The sequence below is a fragment of the Streptomyces sp. NPDC004721 genome (genome assembly GCF_053601495.1).
Window position 1 is genome coordinate 207854 of sequence record NZ_JBSGBZ010000003.1, and the last position, 16293, is coordinate 224146.

Here is a 16293-nt window from a genome sequence, read left to right on the forward strand (position 1 = left end):
TCAGCGTCCTTCTTCGATCCAGGTGGCGTGCGGGCCGTCCAGCACGATGTCCCAGTGGTAGCCGAGCGAGAACTCCGGCACCGACAGGCTGTGGTCGTAGGTGGCGACCAGTCGCTGCCGGGCCGCGTCGTCCGTCACGGACTGGAGGATCGGGTCGTACGCGAACAGGGGGTCGTTCGGGAAGTACATCTGCGTCACGAGCCGCTGCGTGAACGCCGTGCCGAAGACCGAGAAGTGGATGTGCGCCGGACGCCAGGCGTTGACGTGGTTGCGCCACGGGTAGGGGCCCGGCTGGATCGTGGTGAACCGGTAGAAGCCCTCCGTGTCGGTCAGCGTGCGGCCGACGCCGGTGAAGTTGGGGTCCAGCGGGGCGTCGTGCTGCTCGCACTGGTGGGCGTAGCGGCCCGCGGAGTTGGCCTGCCAGATCTCGACGAGCTGGCCGCGCACGGGTCGCCCGTCGCGGTCGAGCAGCCGCCCGGAGACGGTGATCCGCTCGCCGATCGGCTCCCCCGTGTGCTGCCGGGTGAGGTCGTTGTCGATCCCGGTGATGTCCCGCTCGCCGAACGCGGGCGAGGACAGTTCGACCAGCTCCGGGTCCTTGGCGGCGTCGATGGCGACCAGCGGCTGCTTGGGGTGGCGCAGCACCGAGGAGCGGTAGGGCGCGTAGTCGCGGCGCGGATGGTGCCCGACCGGGGAGCCGCCGGCGACGCGCTTCTCGTACGCGGCGTACTCGGCCGCGATCTCCTGGTCGATGTCGTGCTGAGTGAGAGCCATGGGGATTCCTAGCGCTTCCTTAGCGTTCGAGGACGAGGGCGAGGCCCTGGCCGACGCCGATGCAGAGGGTGGCGACGCCGACTCTTCCGCCCTTGCCGGCGAGTTGGTGGGCGACGGTGCCGGCGAGCCGGGCGCCGGAGGCGCCGAGCGGATGGCCGAGGGCGATGGCGCCGCCCTGGGGGTTGAGGATGGCCGGGTCGAACTCGGGCCACTCTGCGACGCATCCGAGGACCTGGGCGGCGAAGGCCTCGTTGAGTTCGAGGGTGTCGAGGTCGGCGAAGCTCTTCCCGGCCTTGGCCAGGGCCCGGTTGACGGCTTCGACGGGGGCGAGTCCGAAGTAGTGCGGGTCGGTGGCGCTCACACCGCTGGCGGAGACCCGGGCCAGCGGCTCGCGGCCGGTGGCCTTCAGGCCCTCCTCGTCGGTGAGGAGCAGGGCGGCGGCGCCGTCGTTCAGCGGGGAGGCGTTGCCCGCGGTCACCGTACCGTTCTCGGTGCGGAACGACGGTTTGAGCTTCGCCATGGCCGCCAGGGACGCGTCCGGGCGTACGGACTCGTCGGCGGCGAGGACCAGCGGGTCGCCCTTGCGCTGCGGAATGGCGACCGGCGCCAACTCGGCGTCGAACAGGCCCTGTTCCTGCGCGGCGGCGGCCTTCTGATGGCTGCGCAGTGCGAACTCGTCCTGCTGCTCGCGGCTGATCTTGTGCTTCTCGGCGATGAGTTCGGCCGACTCGCCGAGTGGGACGGTCCACTGCGGTTCCATCCGGGGGTTGACCATGCGCCAGCCCAGGGTGGTCGAGTACATCTCGGCGTGCCCGGCGGGGAAGGCCCGGTCCGGCTTGGGCAGTACGTAGGGGGCGCGGGTCATGGACTCCACACCGCCGGCCACGGCGATCGAGGCGTCGCCGACCGCGATGGCGCGGGCGGCCTGGATCACCGCCTCCAGGCCGGAGGCGCACAGCCGGTTGACGGTCACCCCGGGCACCGAGGTCGGCAGGCCCGCCAGCAGCGCGGCCATCCGGCCCACGTTGCGGTTCTCCTCGCCGGCACCGTTGGCGTTGCCGAAGTAGACGTCCTCGATCCGGACCGGGTCCAAGTGGGGTGCGCGAGCCAGGAGTTCACGGATCGCGTGGGCGGCCAGGTCGTCCGGGCGGACGCTCGCCAGTGCGCCGCTGTAGCGGCCGATCGGGCTGCGGACCGCGTCGACGAGGTAGACGGTCTTCACAGCAGGTCCTTTTCGACGGTCAGCTTGGCGTCGGTCTTGGCGGTGACCTCGCCGACGCCGACGCCGGGCGCGGTCTCGACCAGGACGAGTCCGTCGTCGGTGACGTCCAGGACGCCGAGGTCGGTGATGATCCGGTTCACGCACGCCTTGCCGGTCAGGGGCAGCGCGCACTGTTCGAGGATCTTCGGGGAGCCGTCCTTGGCGGTGTGGGTCATCACCACGGTCACTGTGCGGGCGCCGTGGACGAGGTCCATCGCCCCGCCGATCCCGGTGATCATCTTGCCCGGGATGGCCCAGTTGGCCAGGTCACCGCCGGCGGAGACCTGCATGGCGCCCAGCACGGCGACGTCGATGTGCCCGCCGCGGATCATCGAGAACGACAGCGCCGAGTCGAAGAAGGAGGCGCCGGGCAGGACCGTGACGGTCTCCTTGCCCGCGTTGATCAGATCGGGGTCGACGGCGCCCTCGGTGGGGTAGGGGCCGGTGCCCAGGATGCCGTTCTCCGACTCCAGGATCACCTCCACACCCGCCGGCAGGTAGTTCGGGATCAGGGTGGGCAGACCGATGCCCAGGTTGACGTACTGGCCGTCCCGCAGCTCCCGCGCGGCACGGGCGGCCATCTCCTCACGCGTCCAGGCCATCAGCTGCTCACCGTTCCTCGTGCCGAAGGCGCCGACATCGTGCGCTGTTCGATCTTCTTGTCCGCCGCCTGCTCCGGCGTGAGGGCGACTACCCGCTGGACGAAGATGCCCGGCAGGTGCACCGCGTCCGGATCGATCTCACCCGGCTCGACCAGTTCTTCCACTTCGGCGATGGTGACCTTGCCGGCCATGGCCGCGAGCGGGTTGAAGTTCCGGGAGGACTTGTTGAACACCAGGTTCCCGTGCCGGTCGCCCTTCGCCGCCCGCACCAGCGCGAAGTCGGTCCGGATCCCCTGCTCCAGCACGTACTCGGTGCCGTCGAACTCGCGGACTTCCTTCGGCGGCGACGCCAAAGCCACACCGCCCTGTCCGTCGTAACGCCAGGGCAGTCCGCCCTCGGCGACCTGCGTGCCGACCCCGGCCGGGGTGTAGAAGGCGGGGATCCCGGCGCCGCCGGCCCGCAGCCGCTCGGCCAGCGTGCCCTGCGGGATCATCTCCACCTCCAGCTCACCGGCCAGATACTGCCGCGCGAACTCCTTGTTCGCCCCGATGTAGGAGCCCGTCACCCGCCCGATCCGGCCCGCCGCCAGCAGCACCGCCAGACCCGACTCCATCGCGCCGCAGTTGTTGGACACCACCGACAACCCGCCCACCCCGCGCTCGTGCAGCGCCTGGATGAGCACGTTCGGCACACCGCTCAGCCCGAAACCGCCGACCGCGAGCGACGCGCCGTCCGATACGTCGGCCACCGCCCCCACGGCCGTGGCGACCACCTTGTCCATCGAATCAAGCCTCATCTCTGCCGAGCATTCAGCAACCGCAGATAGTCAGCGCACTGACTATTTCGTGGGTTCCCTCACGCTGCCACTTGGGGCGTGCGCAGTCAATACCGTCTTGACCAGGATGACCAGGATGAGGAGGACGGCCGAGGCGTCGGGAAACCTGTGGTGGACGGGTGGCTCGTCGGCGGTATCGTTCAGTGCACCTACAGAACGCCACGGACGACACGACAGACCGACGCGAGGAGCGCACATGGGCGCGGTGGACCTCTCGACCCACCCCGGGCATCTGGCCCGGCGGTTGCAGCAGGCGCACTACCTGCTGTGGAACACGATGGTCTCCGAGGAGATCACCTCGCCGCAGTTCGCGGTCCTGAACGTGCTCGTCGCCGAGCCGGGGCTCGACCAGCGCACGGTGGGGGAGCGGGTGGGCCTCGACCGGTCCACCATCGCGGAGGTGATCAGCCGCCTCGGCCGTCGCGGGCTGCTCGACAAGGTGCGTGACCCGCAGGACGGCCGCCGCTTCCTGCTGCGGCTGACCGGGGAGGGGGAGCGTACCCACCGGAAGCTCACCGTGCGCACGGCCCGGATGAACCAGGTCTTCCTGGGGCCGCTCAGCGCCGACGAGCAGGCCCTCTTCTTCGACCTCATCCGGCGGGTCGCGGACGCGGCCGAGGGGCTGCGCCACCCGGTGGAACCCCTCGCCGCACAGCCCTGATCGCGTCCGCCGCCGTCGCCGGTCACCGCCCGCACGTCACCGGTCCGGGGTGAAGACCACCCAGACCTGACCCCGGGCGAAGTTCACGTTCGTGCCGTCGGCGGCAGTGAACCGCGTGCCGTCCGCCGCGCTCGGGCGCTTCCAGGTGGCGTCGTACACCCGCCCGTCGCGCAGTACCTCCGCCTTCCCCGAGCCGACGGTCTCGGTGTACGGGGTGTAGTTGCCGAGCACGTCGTGCAGATCCGACTTGCGTACCCTCACGTGCTGCACCACGACCGTCGTGGGCACCACCTGCTGCCCGTCGGTCGTGACGGTCTGGCGGCCGTCCATCGCCACCTCCCAGCCGTGCCGTTGCGTGGACCAGGTGAAGGTGAACCGGGCCGCCGGGTAGCGGACCGTGCGCGAGGTCTCGGCGCGGCCGCCCGCGGGTGCCGGTCCGTAGCGGAAGCCGGTGGTCAGCGCGTCCGCTCCCGGGGCCGAGTCCAGGAGTTTGCCGGGGCGCAGGAAGAGGTTGTGCGGGGCCGGCTTGGCGGTGCCCCGGAAGTACGCGTCGGGCTTGTTGTCGGGTGTTCTGGGGGACAGCGGGGCGGCGTCGATCAGCGGCAGCAGTTTCTTCTGGGCGCCGGAGAAGGCGAGCCTGGGACGGTCGAACTGGCGCAGCAGTTCGAGGTCGGACTCGCGCGCGCTGCGCACCGGCCCGACGACCGGGGGCAGCCGGGTGGCGTAGACCGCCATCAGTCGGCTCAGCCCGCCCTCGACCTGCTCCGCGTACACGATGTCGGCGGCGTTCAGCCCGGTCTGGGGGCGGGCTGCTTCCACGTTGTCGATCTTGACGGCGAGGACGGGGCCGGCGTGCTCCGGACTCGGTGCCGGGGTCTGCGGCAGCTCCCGCACCGTCCTCGGGGTCTCTCCCTTTCCGTTCCGCCCGTCCTCGACGGTGCCGTGCCGCGCCGTGCAGCCCGTCGCCGGGGTGGCCGTCGCCATGGCGGCCAGCAGCGCCACCGCCGAGGCGGAGTAGCGCACGCGCGTGCTTCGTCCCAAGTCCACCGTTCAGCCCCCGTCTCCGTGCCTCTGTCTTTGACTGTGTATTTATCCGCTCATCGGTGGCCATACCCGTTCGGTTCTGATCGAGCGCGCCCGGTGGGCCGATCGGCCCAATGAGCCGGCCGGCGGTTCGGAGGGGCGGGCCCCGGGTACCCGGGCGCGGCACAGGAGAGGCAGAACCACGGAGGGAGCGCGCCGCGATGAAGGCAGTGACGTGGCAGGGTAAGCGCGACGTTCGGGTGGACGAGGTCCCCGACCCGAAGATCCAGGAGCCGACGGACGCCGTCATCCGGATCACCTCGACCGGCCTGTGCGGCTCCGATCTGCACCTCTACGAGGTGCTCACGCCGTTCATGACACCGGGCGACATCCTCGGGCACGAACCCATGGGCATCGTGGAGGAGGTCGGCGCCGAGGTGCCGAACCTCAAGCCCGGCGACCGGGTGGTCGTACCGTTCCAGATCTCCTGCGGCCACTGCTTCATGTGCTCCGCGGGCCTGACGACCCAGTGCGAGACCACCCAGGTCACCAGCGAGGGCATGGGCGCCGCCCTGTTCGGCTACACCCGCCTGTACGGCGCCGTGCCGGGCGCCCAGGCCGAGTACCTGCGCGTCCCGCAGGCCCAGTTCGGCCCGATCAAGCTCCCCGAGGGCCCGCCCGACGACCGGTTCCTCTACCTCTCGGACGTGCTGCCGACCGCCTGGCAGGCGGTCGCCTACGCCGACGTGCCGCGCGGCGGGAGCGTGGCCGTACTCGGTCTCGGCCCCATCGGCGACATGGCGTGCCGGATCGCCAAGGCGCGCGGCGCCGAGCGGGTGTTCGGCGTGGACCTGGTCCCGGAACGGCTGGTCCGGGCGCGCCGGCGGGGCGTGGAGACATACGATCTGCGCGGCTTCGACCACGAGAAGGAACTGGTCGCGGCGATCCGCGACGAGACACAGGGACGTGGGCCCGACGCCGTGATCGACGCGGTCGGCACCGAGGCGCACGGCAGCGCCGCCGCCCGTCTCGTCCAGCAGGCCGCCGCGGTGCTGCCGCACGCGCTGAGCGCACCGCTCGCGGAACGCTTCAGCGTGGACCGGCTCGCCGCCCTGCACGCCGCCATCGAACTGGTGCGCCGTGGCGGCACGCTCTCCCTGAGCGGCATCTACGGCGGCACGGCCGACCCCATGCCGATGATCACGCTCTTCGACAAGCAGATCCAGATGCGCATGGGCCAGGCCAACGTCCGCCGCTGGACCGACGAGATCATGCCCTATCTGACGGACGAGGACCCGCTCGGCGTCGACGACTTCGCCACGCACCGGCTGCCGCTGTCGGACGCCCCGCACGCGTACGAGATGTTCCAGCGCAAGCAGGAAGGGGCCGTCAAGGTCGTCATGCGGCCGTGAGTCCGTCAAGGTCGTCATGCGGCCGTGAGCGCGGGCGGCCCGCGTCCGGGCCGCCGCGTCCCGCCGCGCATGGGCCCGCCGCGCACGGGCGCGGAGCCGGAGGGCTCAGGGGTGGGAGCCGAAGACCTCCGCCAGGTCGTAGCGGACCGGCTCCTCCAACTGGGCGTAGGTGCAGCTCTCCGGCGCGCGGTCCGGACGCCAGCGGCGGAAGCGGGCCGTGTGCCGGAACCGCGCCCCGTTCTCCATGTGGTCGTAGGCGACCTCGGCCACCCGTTCCGGCCGCAGCGGCACCCAGGACAGGTCCTTCTTCCCCGACCAGCGGCTGGGCGCGCCGGGCAGCCGGGCCGCTTCGTGGGCCGCCTCGTCCGACCAGGCCGCCCACGGGTGCCCGGTGACGTCGTCCATGCGCAGCGGCTCCAGCTCCTCGATCAGCTCGGCGCGCCGCTTCATCGGGAACGCGGCGGACACGCCGACGTGTTGCAGGGTGCCCCGGTCGTCGTACAGGCCGAGCAGCAGGGAGCCGACGACGGGGCCGCTCTTGTGGTGGCGGTACCCGGCGACCACCACGTCCGCCGTGCGCTCGTGCTTGACCTTGAACATGGCCCGCTCGTCCTGGAGATAGCGCAGCCCCAGCGGCTTGGCGACGACACCGTCCAGGCCGGCGCCCTCGTACTGCTCGAACCAGCGCCGGGCCACCTCGATGTCGGTCGTGGCGGGTGCCACGTGCACCGGAGCGGTGACCCCGGCCAGCGCCCGGACCAGCAGCGCGCGCCGGTCGGACAGTGGCACGTCCAGCAGGGATTCGCCGTCCAGGGCGAGCAGGTCGAAGGCCACGAAGGACGACGGGGTCCGCTCGGCCAGCATCCGCACGCGGGAGTCGGCCGGGTGGATCCGCTCGGTCAGCGCGTCGAAGTCCAGTCGGCCCTCCCGCGCGATCACGATCTCCCCGTCCAGCACGCACCGCTCGGGCAGCCGCGCCTTGAGCGCCTCGACCAGCTCGGGAAAGTACCTGGTCAGTGGCTTTCCCGTACGGCTGCCGAGCTCGACCTCCGCGCCGTCGCGGAACACGATCGCCCGGAACCCGTCCCACTTCGCCTCGTACTGCATGTCCGGCGGGATCCTCGCCACCGACTTGGCGAGCATCGGCTTCACGGGGGGCATCACCGGCAGGTCCATGGCTAGATTCTGCGCGCCCGCGCGCGTGCTCGCCCGGTGTGCGAGGTCAGCGAGCTGCCCCTACCGTGGCTCGCATGGGCGATGCGGTGGAACTGGAGGTGGGCGGGCGGACCGTACGGCTGTCCAGCCCGGACAAGGTCTTCTTTCCTGAGCGCGGGTTCACCAAGCTGGACATCGCCCGGTACTACCAGGCCGTCGCCCCCGGCATCCTGCGCGCCCTGCGCGACCGCCCCACGACCCTGGAGCGCTACCCGGACGGCATCACCGGCGAGTGGTTCTTCCAGAAGCGGGCGCCCAAGGGCATGCCCGCGTGGATTCCCACCGCCCACATCACCTTCCCCAGCGGTCGCAGCGCCGACGAGATGTGCCCCACCGAGGAGGCCGCCGTGGTGTGGGCCGCCCAGTACGGCACGCTCACCTTCCACCCCTGGCCGGTACGCCGCGACGACGTCGACCACCCCGACGAGCTGCGCATCGACCTCGACCCCCAGCCCGGCACCGACTTCACCGACGCCGTGCGCGCCGCCCACGAACTGCGGTCCGTACTGGAGGAGTTCGGGGGCCTGCGCGGCTGGCCCAAGACCTCCGGCGGCCGCGGCCTGCACGTGTTCGTGCCGATCCAGCCGCGCTGGACCTTCACCCAGGTACGGCGCGCCGCGATCGCCGTGGGCCGGGAGATGGAACGCCGGATGCCCGAGCACGTGACGATCAAGTGGTGGAAGGAGGAGCGCGGCGCCCGCATCTTCCTGGACTACAACCAGACGGCCCGCGACCGCACCATCGCCTCCGCCTACTCCGTGCGCCCCCGCCCCCACGCCCCCGTCTCGGCGCCCCTGCGCTGGGAGGAGGTCGGCACCGCCCGGCCTCAGGACTTCGACGTGGCCACCATGCCGTCCCGGTTCGCCGAAGTCGGCGACGTGCACGCCGACATGGACGACCACGCCTTCTCCCTGGAGGCGCTGCTGGAACTGGCCTCCCAGGACGAACGCGACCACGGCCTCGGCGATCTGCCCTACCCGCCCGAGTACCCGAAGATGCCGGGCGAGCCGAAGCGGGTCCAGCCGAGCCGGGCGAAGAAGGAGGGCCCGGCCGCGGACTGAGGGCGCGGGCTGAGTGCGCGGGCACCCCTGGTGGGAGGTGCTCTTCGGGTTGAGAGCGCTCTCACGACGGGGCCCGGGCGCGGCTATCCTGATCCGCAAACGCCGGTGAGGAGCGCAGAAGTGACCGAGACAGCGTCGCGTCCCACGTTGGAGGCCGTGGCCGCGCGTGCGGGGGTGTCGCGGGCCACCGTGTCCCGGGTGGTGAACGGCGGCGACGGGGTGAGGGAGCCGCTGGCCGAACGGGTGCGGCGGGCCGTGGAGGAACTCGGGTACGTGCCGAACCAGGCCGCCCGCAGCCTGGTGACCAAGCGGCACGACGCCGTCGCCGTCGTCGTCGCCGAACCGGAGACCAGGGTCTTCGCCGACCCCTTCTTCGCACTGCAACTGCGGGGCATCAGCAAGGAGCTGACGGCCCACGACTCGCAGCTCGTGCTGCTGCTCACGGAGGGGCGCGACGACCACGCCAGGGTCGGGCGCTACCTCGCCGGCGGTCACGTCGACGGCGCGCTCGTGTTCTCGCTCCACCTCGACGACCCGCTGCCGGGGCTGATCAGGCGCGCCGGGGTGCCGACCGTGTTCGGCGGACGGCCCGGCTGGAGCGACGACACCGCCCCCGGCGCCGCGGACCCCGCGCGGACGGCCGGAAACCCCGCGGTCGTCTACGTCGACAGCGACAACCGGGGCGGGGCGCGGGAGGCCGTACGACATCTGGTCGGCCTCGGCCGGACCAGGATCGGGCACATCACCGGCGCCCTCGACCAGACCTCGGCGGTGGACCGGCTCGACGGCTTCCGGGACGTGATGGTCGACGCCGACCCCCGGCTGATCGTGGAGAGCGACTTCACCCCGGCCGGCGGCGAGCGCGCCATGCGCGAACTCCTCGACCGTTGCCCCGACCTGGACGCGGTGTTCGCCGCGAACGACCTCACCGCCTCCGGTGCCCTGCGCGTGCTGCGCGAGCGCGGGCTGCGGGTCCCCGACGACGTCGCCGTGGTCGGCTTCGACGACATGCTGCCGGTGGCCGAGCAGACCGAGCCGCCGCTGACGACCGTGCGTCAGGACATCGAGGAGATGGGCCGGTTGATGGCCCGCCTCCTGCTGCGCGGCCTCGACGGACGGGGCGCCGAGGCCGGGGTGGGCGGCGCGCCGCGCAGCGTCATCCTGCCGACCACCCTCGTACGGCGCGCGTCCGCGTGAGCCCGCCGGGCCGCCGGGGTGGCCTCACGTCTGCGGCGGGGTGCTCCTGATCACCGCGAAGCGGGCGCCGTAGGGGTCGGCGAGCCTGGCGATACGGCCGACGCCCGTGACGTCGGTCGCGGGCACCCGGACCGTGCCGCCCAGCTCCTCGGCCCTGGCCACGGCCGCGTCCGTGTCCGGGACCTCGAAGTACGGCAGCCAGTACGCGCCCGTCTTCGCCTCGGTCGGGTCGTCGGCGAGGGCCACGATGCCGCCGAACATGGCGTCCTCGCCGCCCTCGGCGGGGTTCACGCACGTGTAGGTGCCGCCGGGGAAGGGCACCGCGGAGGTCTCCAGGCCCAGCACCTTGTTGTAGAACGCTGCCGCCGCGGCGATGTCCGCCGTGTACAGCTCGACCCAGCACAGCGAGCCCGCCTCGCCGGCCATGTCCACGCCTTTGATCCGCCCCGGCTGCCAGATGCCGAACGGCACGCCCGCCTTGTCGGCGAGGACCGCCATGTGCCCCTCGCCCATCACGTCCATGGGCTGGACCAGCACGGTGCCGTGCGCCTCCTCGGCGGCCTTGGCGGTCGCCGCCGCGTCGGCGCTCTGGAAGTACACGGTCCAGGAGGGCGGCCCCTGCTCCGGCGTGGTCTGCATCCCGCCGGCCACCGTCCGGCCGCCGAGCTGGAAGAAGCCGTAGCCCCCGGCCTGCGGCCCGGCCGACTGGAACCGCCAGCCGAAGAGAGCGCCGTAGAAGGAGCCGGCGCCGTCGATGTCGGGGGTGCCGACGTCGATCCAGTTAGGAGCGCCGTTGACGAAACGGGTGGTGAGCATCCTTGCCCTCCTTCGAAGGTGCCCGGTTGTCTGCACTGCCGAGTCTGTCACCGCCCACCGACAACCGCCGCCGCAACACGACGCCCTGCCGGGCTGCGCCATGACGGCGAGGTCCGGCCCGGGGACGCGGTCACGACTCGGCCTCGCGTCCTGCGCACGACGGCGGACCTGGGGGTGAGGTCGCCACTCGGGCTCGGGCCGCTGCACGGCGAGTGCCCACCCTGGGCCTTGTGGCTGCCGCGAGGCAACGACCGCCGGCCCTGGGACGGCGTCGCTGCGCGGGCTCGGAGCTGCTGCCCCGGTCGACTGCGGTGGTCGCGGGGTTACCCGGTCGCGGCCGCCGCCCCGGTTCCTTGCGGCACCCCGGTCACGACGGTCGCCCCTCGGGACCGCCACTCGGCACGGTGACCGGACTGGTCGAGGGTCGCGATGGTCGTCCCTGGGCGCCGCCGTACGGCGAGGGTGGGCTGCTTGGGGCGTGGTTGTCGCGCGCGGCGACGACGACGGGCCTGCGGGCGAGGTTGCCGCTCGGCTCGGGGCTGTTGCCCCGGTCGACTGCGGTGGTCGCGGGCGCGGCGGTCGCCCAGGAAGCGTGCCTGTCAATCCTGCGCGTGGCCGTTGTCCTGGTCATGCAGCTCGACTGCCCGCGGTGGTCGGCCCGGTGGCGGGTGGACCTGCTGGCGGTGGTCGCCCGGAAGCGGTGGTCGCCCCGTGCCGAGGCGGTCACCCGCCCGGTGTGGTCACCCCGCTGACGGTGTTCACCTGGCTGCCGCGGTCCCTCTGCTGACGGCGGTCACCCCGCCGCGGTGGACCCGCTGGCGATGGTCGCCTGGCAGCGGTGGTCGCCCTCCGCCGAGGCGGTCACCCGTCCGCTGCGGTCGCGCCGCTGACGGCGGTCACCCGCCCGTGGCGGTCGCCCCGCTGGCGACGGTCACTTGGCCGCGCTGGTCGGCCCCGCTGACGGCGGTCACCCGGCAGCGGCGGTTGGCCCGGTGGTCGTCCCTTCCGTCACGCGTGGAGTGCGCTCGTGTTTTTGGGGCAGTCCGCGCGCCGCCGTGCGGGTCGGGTGGGGGTGCGGTCATCATCGGCGCGGTGGGGCGGCTGCGGGGGACGCGTTGAGCCGGTGTTGATCGAATGTTTCGCGTCGACCGGCACGATCCCGTTCATGCACTTCGAGACGACCACCCCGGCCGGCATCGCCTGGCAGGACCGGGCCCTGTGCGCGCAGACCGGGGCCGACTTCTTCTTTCCCGAGCCGGGCAGCTCGGTGCGTGAGGCGAAGCGCATCTGCGGGATGTGCGAGATGCGCTCGGCCTGCCTGGAGTACGCCCTCGCGAACGACGAACGCTTCGGCGTCTGGGGCGGCCTGTCCGAGAAGGAACGGCAGGCCCTCGGGCGGACCGGGCGGTCCGCCCCGTGCGCGAACGGCTGATCAGGCGCCGGCCCGCGCCGCCAGCCGCGCCCGCCGCGCGGCGAGCCGCTCGTCGAACTTCGTCGCCTCGTCGTTCAGCCCGCCCATGAACAGGCCCAGCTCCTCCTGCGCCTGCACGCCCTCGGGGCCGAGGCCGTCGATCTCCAGCACCTTGAGGAAGCGCAGCACCGGCTGGAGCACGTCGTCGTGGTGGATGCGCAGGTTGTATACGCCGCCGATGGCCATCTGCGCCGCCGCCCGCTCGAAGCCGGGGATGCCGTGGCCGGGCATGCGGAAGTCGACCACCACGTCCCGCACCGCCTGCATGGTCAGGTCGGGCGCGATCTCGAAGGCCGCCTTGAGCAGGTTGCGGTAGAAGACCATGTGCAGGTTCTCGTCCGTCGCGATGCGCGCCAGCATGCGGTCGCAGACCGGATCGCCGGACTGGTGCCCGGTGTTGCGGTGCGAGATACGGGTGGCGAGCTCCTGGAAGGCGACGTACGCGACCGAGTGCAGCATCGAGTGCCGGTTGTCGGACTCGAAGCCCTCGCTCATGTGCGCCATCCGGAACTGCTCCAGCTTGTCCGGGTCGACCGCGCGCGAGGCGAGCAGGTAGTCACGCATCACGATGCCGTGCCGGCCCTCCTCGGCCGTCCAGCGGTGCACCCACGTGCCCCAGGCGCCGTCCCGGCCGAACAGGGTGGCGATCTCGTGGTGGTAGCTGGGGAGGTTGTCCTCGGTCAGCAGGTTGACCACCAGGGCGATCCGGCCGACCTCCGTGACCTTGGACTGCTCCTTGTCCCAGGCCTCGCCGTCCTCGAAGAGACCGGGGAAGTTGCGGCCGTCGCTCCAGGGCACGTACTCGTGCGGCATCCAGTCCTTGGCGACCGTCAGATGCCGGTTCAGCTCCTTCTCGACCACTTCCTCCAGCGCGTACAGCAGCCGCGCGTCGGTCCATGCGGACGGGCTGCCGAGGTGAGGAGAGGTGAGGGTCACGGAAACTCCAAGGGGACGCGCGCGGAAGCGGGGGCGGGCAGGGCGAAACGGAACGGCCCGGCGAGCGGTGCACGGGAACCTACGGGATCGTAGGCTACGAAACCGTAGGTTACGAATCCGTAGGTTAAGCTCGCCGTAAAGGTGGCTGATCAGAAGGGTGCCGAAAAGGAGTTGACGGACGCCCAGAAGCGCTCCAGGACCGCAGGTCCCGGGGCTGGAACAGGCGCCGCCCGCCTCGTCAGGCGTACAACTCCCGCAACCGTACCGAGAGGCACGTCACACAGCCTTCGAGCTTCTCGAACTCGCCGATGTCCACCACGACCGGCTCGAAGCCGAGGTCGCCCAGCAGTTCCGCCGTCTTCGGCGCGCTCGCCGCCATCAGCAGCCTGTCGCCGCCGAGCAGCACCACATGGCCGCCGGACTCCTCCGGCACCGGCAGGAAACGCGGGTACAGCGACGGCGTGTCCACCTTCGGGATGTGCCCGATGACCGTCCCGTCGGGCAGCGCCGTCACCGCCGACTTCAGATGCAGCACCTTGCTCACCGGTACGGTCACGACCCGCGCCCCGAGTGGCTCGAACACCGCCCGCAACTGCTGCACACCGGCCGCGTTGGTGCGCCCGCCGCGGCCGACGTAGACCGTGTCGCCGACCTTCAGCACGTCCCCGCCGTCCAGCGTGCCCGGCTCCCAGACCCAGTTCACCGAGCAGCCCAGACGGGCCACGGCCTGCTCCACCCCGGCGGTCTCGCCACGCCGGGACCGGGCGCCCGGACGGGTGATCAGGGCGACGTTCCGGTACACGACGACGGTGTCCTCCACGAACACCGCGTCGGGGCAGTCGTCGGCCGGTTCGACCTCGACCGTCTCCCAGCCGTGGTCGCGCAGTGCCTCGACGTACGCCTCCCATTGCCGCACCGCCAGTTCGACGTCGACCTCCTCCCGCTCGACATGGGTCACCAGCCCTTCGGCGAGACGTGGACCGGGGTGGCGGACGAGGGCCTTCTTGGTGGGCACGAGGGGCCTTTCGTGTCTGCGCGCGGGCGGTTCCCGGCGCGGCCGTGACCGCACCGGGCCGCCATCATGCGACAAGCGTCCGCCCGGACAAAAGCCCGCCGGGGGCTAGTGCTGGGACCGGAAAGGTTCACCGGCTCGCGACGCCCGGCACGGCACTCCCCCAGCCTTCGGCCGGGGGTACCCCACGCCGCGTTGTCGCATCACCCGAGTACGTCCAGTACGCAGGCGACGCACCGCCTTGCGATGCACCGCACCGGACGCCGCGAGCTTCCCGGCAAACCTTTCCGGCCACAGCACTAAGCGGGATCCGCGACGGATTCCCAGGTGGTTTCCCGTAGTTCCCCTTCCTCCAGCAGCAGCCAGCGGGTGATGCCGAGGGACTCCAGGAACGGCAGGTCGTGGCTGGCCACGATCAGGGCGCCCTCGTAGGACTCCAGGGCCGTCGTCAGCCGGCGCACGCTCGCCATGTCCAGGTTGTTCGTCGGCTCGTCGAGCATGAGCAACTGCGGCGCGGGCTCCGCCAGCAGCAGCGCGGCCAGCGCGGCCCGGAAGCGTTCGCCGCCGGACAGCGTCGCCGCGAGCTGGTCGGCGCGGGCGCCCCGGAACAGGAAGCGGGCCAGCTGGGCCCGGATCCGGTTGTTGGTGGCACCCGGCGCGAGACGGGCCACGTTCTCGGCGACGCTCAGCTCGCCGTCGAGGATGTCCAGCCGCTGCGGCAGGAACCGCGCCGGCACATGCGCGGTCACCTCGCCCGACACCGGCGGCAGCTCCCCGGCGACGGTGCGCAGCAGCGTCGTCTTGCCCGCCCCGTTGCGCCCGATCAGCGCGACCCGCTCGGGACCGCGCAGGTCGAGACCTCTGTCGACGCGCGCGCCGTACGCCAGTTCCAGATCCCGCAGGGTGAGCACGGTCCGGCCCGGCGGTACGGCCGTGTACGGCAGGTCGACGCGGATCTCGTCGTCGTCCCGCACCGCCTCCGCCGCCTCGTCGAACCGTTCCCTGGCCTCGGCGAGCCGCTCCTCGTGCATGATGCGGTGCTTGCCCGCGGACTCCTGCGCCGCGCGCTTGCGGGCGCCCATGACGATCTTCGGCTCGCGCTTCTGGTCCCACATCTTCTGGCCGTACCGCTTGCGCCGGGCCAGCTTGACCTGGGCGTCGGCCAGTTCGCGCTGCTGCTTGCGCAGGTCCGCCTCGGCGACGCGCATCATGCGCTCGGCCGCCTCCTGCTCCAGGGCGAGGGCCTCCTCGTACGCCGAGAAGTTCCCGCCGTACCAGGTGACCTGGCCGGAGTTGAGGTCGGCGATCTGGTCGACGAGCTCCAGGAGTTCGCGGTCGTGGCTGACCACGACCAGCACGCCCGGCCAGGACTCGACGGCCGCGTACAGCCGGCGGCGCGCGTGCAGGTCGAGGTTGTTGGTCGGCTCGTCGAGCAGCAGCACGTCCGGCCGGCGCAGCAGCAGCGCGGCCAGCCGCAGCAGCACCGACTCGCCGCCCGAGACCTCGCCGATGGTGCGGTCCAGGTCGACGCGGCCGAGACCGAGCTCGCCGAGGGTGGCCAGGGCGCGCTCCTCCACGTCCCAGTCGTCGCCGACCGTCTCGAAGTGCTCCTCGGCGACGTCACCGGCCTCGATGGCGTGCAGAGCGGCCCGCTGCGCGGCGATGCCGAGCGCCTCGTCGACCCGCAGCGCGGTGTCGAGTGTGACGTTCTGCGGAAGGTGTCCCACCTCGCCGGTGACGCGGACGGCACCATCGGCCGGTTCGAGCTCGCCGGCGATCAGCTTCAACAGGGTGGACTTTCCCGAGCCGTTGACGCCGACCAGGCCGGTCCTGCCGGGACCGAAGGCGACGTCGAGGCCGGTGAAGACGGGGCTGCCGTCGGGCCAGGCGAAGGAGAGGGAGGTACAGGTGATGGATGAGGACATGCGCGCCTCGCGATTGCTGGGTGCGGTCAGGGGCAGACGCGTGTGAGGCACCGCGGGGCGAGGTCACCGTGTGGAACGGGGGTCACGGGGC

General features: G+C 72.0%; 16 protein-coding genes. 6 read left to right on the forward strand and 10 right to left on the reverse strand.

Features of this window, described 5'->3' with window-relative positions:
- The 4 genes from pcaH to ACWEK3_RS04000 are packed head-to-tail and all read right to left on the reverse strand — an operon-like array spanning position 1 to position 3419.
- On the reverse strand, positions 1–774 hold the full coding sequence (pcaH, locus tag ACWEK3_RS03985) for a protocatechuate 3,4-dioxygenase subunit beta (protein ID WP_453248869.1): 774 nt from the start codon (positions 772–774) through the stop codon (positions 1–3).
- A 19-nt stretch (positions 775–793) separates the two neighbouring features.
- Entirely contained in the window at positions 794–1996 is a 1203-nt protein-coding gene (locus ACWEK3_RS03990) for a thiolase family protein (RefSeq protein ID WP_453248870.1), read from the reverse strand.
- Entirely contained in the window at positions 1993–2637 is a 645-nt protein-coding gene (locus tag ACWEK3_RS03995; protein WP_453248871.1) for a CoA transferase subunit B, read from the reverse strand. The genes ACWEK3_RS03990 and ACWEK3_RS03995 overlap by 4 nt, the downstream gene beginning before the upstream one ends.
- A complete protein-coding gene (locus ACWEK3_RS04000) occupies positions 2637–3419 on the reverse strand; it encodes a CoA transferase subunit A (RefSeq protein WP_453248889.1) in 783 nt (260 codons plus the stop codon). The genes ACWEK3_RS03995 and ACWEK3_RS04000 overlap by 1 nt, the downstream gene beginning before the upstream one ends.
- Positions 3420–3669: 250 nt before the next feature.
- Here ACWEK3_RS04000 and ACWEK3_RS04005 point away from each other — a divergent pair, with 250 nt between their 5' ends.
- Positions 3670–4134 (forward strand): MarR family winged helix-turn-helix transcriptional regulator, encoded by a 465-nt coding sequence (locus ACWEK3_RS04005; RefSeq protein WP_450546342.1) that lies wholly within the window; start codon positions 3670–3672, stop codon positions 4132–4134.
- Positions 4135–4170: 36 nt separating this feature from the next.
- Here ACWEK3_RS04005 and ACWEK3_RS04010 read toward each other — a convergent pair whose 3' ends face one another.
- Positions 4171–5118: a DUF3048 domain-containing protein gene (locus ACWEK3_RS04010; protein WP_453248890.1), complete on the reverse strand. Its 948-nt coding sequence runs from the start codon at positions 5116–5118 to the stop codon at positions 4171–4173.
- 260 nt (positions 5119–5378) lie between these two features.
- Here ACWEK3_RS04010 and ACWEK3_RS04015 point away from each other — a divergent pair, with 260 nt between their 5' ends.
- Positions 5379–6569 (forward strand): zinc-dependent alcohol dehydrogenase, encoded by a 1191-nt coding sequence (locus ACWEK3_RS04015; protein ID WP_388725551.1) that lies wholly within the window; start codon positions 5379–5381, stop codon positions 6567–6569.
- 105 nt (positions 6570–6674) lie between these two features.
- Here ACWEK3_RS04015 and ACWEK3_RS04020 read toward each other — a convergent pair whose 3' ends face one another.
- Positions 6675–7745, reverse strand: coding sequence for an ATP-dependent DNA ligase (locus ACWEK3_RS04020; RefSeq protein WP_384433496.1), 1071 nt, complete (start codon positions 7743–7745; stop codon positions 6675–6677).
- A gap of 74 nt (positions 7746–7819) precedes the next feature.
- Between ACWEK3_RS04020 and ligD the strand changes: the two genes are divergently transcribed.
- Both ligD and ACWEK3_RS04030 read left to right on the forward strand, forming a co-directional pair.
- Positions 7820–8845 (forward strand): non-homologous end-joining DNA ligase, encoded by a 1026-nt coding sequence (gene ligD, locus ACWEK3_RS04025; protein ID WP_453248872.1) that lies wholly within the window; start codon positions 7820–7822, stop codon positions 8843–8845.
- 120 nt (positions 8846–8965) lie between these two features.
- Positions 8966–10042, forward strand: coding sequence for a LacI family DNA-binding transcriptional regulator (locus ACWEK3_RS04030; RefSeq protein ID WP_450546349.1), 1077 nt, complete (start codon positions 8966–8968; stop codon positions 10040–10042).
- Between the two features lie 24 nt (positions 10043–10066).
- Here the strand turns inward: ACWEK3_RS04030 and ACWEK3_RS04035 are convergent, their stop codons facing one another.
- Positions 10067–10858, reverse strand: coding sequence for a VOC family protein (locus tag ACWEK3_RS04035; RefSeq protein WP_450546350.1), 792 nt, complete (start codon positions 10856–10858; stop codon positions 10067–10069).
- 542 nt (positions 10859–11400) lie between these two features.
- On the opposite strand from ACWEK3_RS04035, the gene ACWEK3_RS04040 reads away from it, so the two are divergent.
- Together ACWEK3_RS04040 and ACWEK3_RS04045 are read left to right on the forward strand one after the other, a co-directional pair.
- Positions 11401–11610, forward strand: a complete 210-nt coding sequence (locus ACWEK3_RS04040) for a hypothetical protein (RefSeq protein ID WP_453248873.1) — start codon at positions 11401–11403, stop codon at positions 11608–11610.
- 413 nt (positions 11611–12023) lie between these two features.
- Entirely contained in the window at positions 12024–12290 is a 267-nt protein-coding gene (locus ACWEK3_RS04045) for a WhiB family transcriptional regulator (protein ID WP_172632786.1), read from the forward strand.
- Here the strand turns inward: ACWEK3_RS04045 and ACWEK3_RS04050 are convergent, their stop codons facing one another.
- The 3 genes from ACWEK3_RS04050 to ACWEK3_RS04060 form a co-directional block, all read right to left on the reverse strand.
- Entirely contained in the window at positions 12291–13265 is a 975-nt protein-coding gene (locus ACWEK3_RS04050; protein WP_450546354.1) for an acyl-ACP desaturase, read from the reverse strand.
- 238 nt (positions 13266–13503) lie between these two features.
- The gene (gene ddaH, locus ACWEK3_RS04055) at positions 13504–14280 is read right to left on the reverse strand and encodes a dimethylargininase (RefSeq protein WP_388725540.1); all 777 of its coding nucleotides are present in this window, start codon (positions 14278–14280) and stop codon (positions 13504–13506) included.
- A gap of 296 nt (positions 14281–14576) precedes the next feature.
- A complete protein-coding gene (locus ACWEK3_RS04060; protein ID WP_450543915.1) occupies positions 14577–16202 on the reverse strand; it encodes an ABC-F family ATP-binding cassette domain-containing protein in 1626 nt (541 codons plus the stop codon).
- Positions 16203–16293 lie beyond the last annotated feature (91 nt).

Excerpts from the sequence above, each read along its gene's own strand:
- ACWEK3_RS03995 (WP_453248871.1), bottom strand. The coding sequence starts at position 2,637 with ATGGCCTGGACGCGTGAGGAGATGGCCGCCCGTGCCGCGCGGGAGCTG.
- ACWEK3_RS04005 (WP_450546342.1), top strand. The coding sequence starts at position 3,670 with ATGGGCGCGGTGGACCTCTCGACCCACCCCGGGCATCTGGCCCGGCGG.
- ACWEK3_RS04060 (WP_450543915.1), bottom strand. The coding sequence starts at position 16,202 with ATGTCCTCATCCATCACCTGTACCTCCCTCTCCTTCGCCTGGCCCGAC.
- pcaH (WP_453248869.1), bottom strand. The coding sequence starts at position 774 with ATGGCTCTCACTCAGCACGACATCGACCAGGAGATCGCGGCCGAGTAC.
- ACWEK3_RS04035 (WP_450546350.1), bottom strand. The coding sequence starts at position 10,858 with ATGCTCACCACCCGTTTCGTCAACGGCGCTCCTAACTGGATCGACGTC.
- ACWEK3_RS04015 (WP_388725551.1), top strand. The coding sequence starts at position 5,379 with ATGAAGGCAGTGACGTGGCAGGGTAAGCGCGACGTTCGGGTGGACGAG.
- ACWEK3_RS04045 (WP_172632786.1), top strand. The coding sequence starts at position 12,024 with ATGCACTTCGAGACGACCACCCCGGCCGGCATCGCCTGGCAGGACCGG.
- ACWEK3_RS04010 (WP_453248890.1), bottom strand. The coding sequence starts at position 5,118 with ATGGCGACGGCCACCCCGGCGACGGGCTGCACGGCGCGGCACGGCACC.
- ACWEK3_RS04000 (WP_453248889.1), bottom strand. The coding sequence starts at position 3,419 with ATGGACAAGGTGGTCGCCACGGCCGTGGGGGCGGTGGCCGACGTATCG.
- ligD (WP_453248872.1), top strand. The coding sequence starts at position 7,820 with ATGGGCGATGCGGTGGAACTGGAGGTGGGCGGGCGGACCGTACGGCTG.
- ACWEK3_RS04020 (WP_384433496.1), bottom strand. The coding sequence starts at position 7,745 with ATGGACCTGCCGGTGATGCCCCCCGTGAAGCCGATGCTCGCCAAGTCG.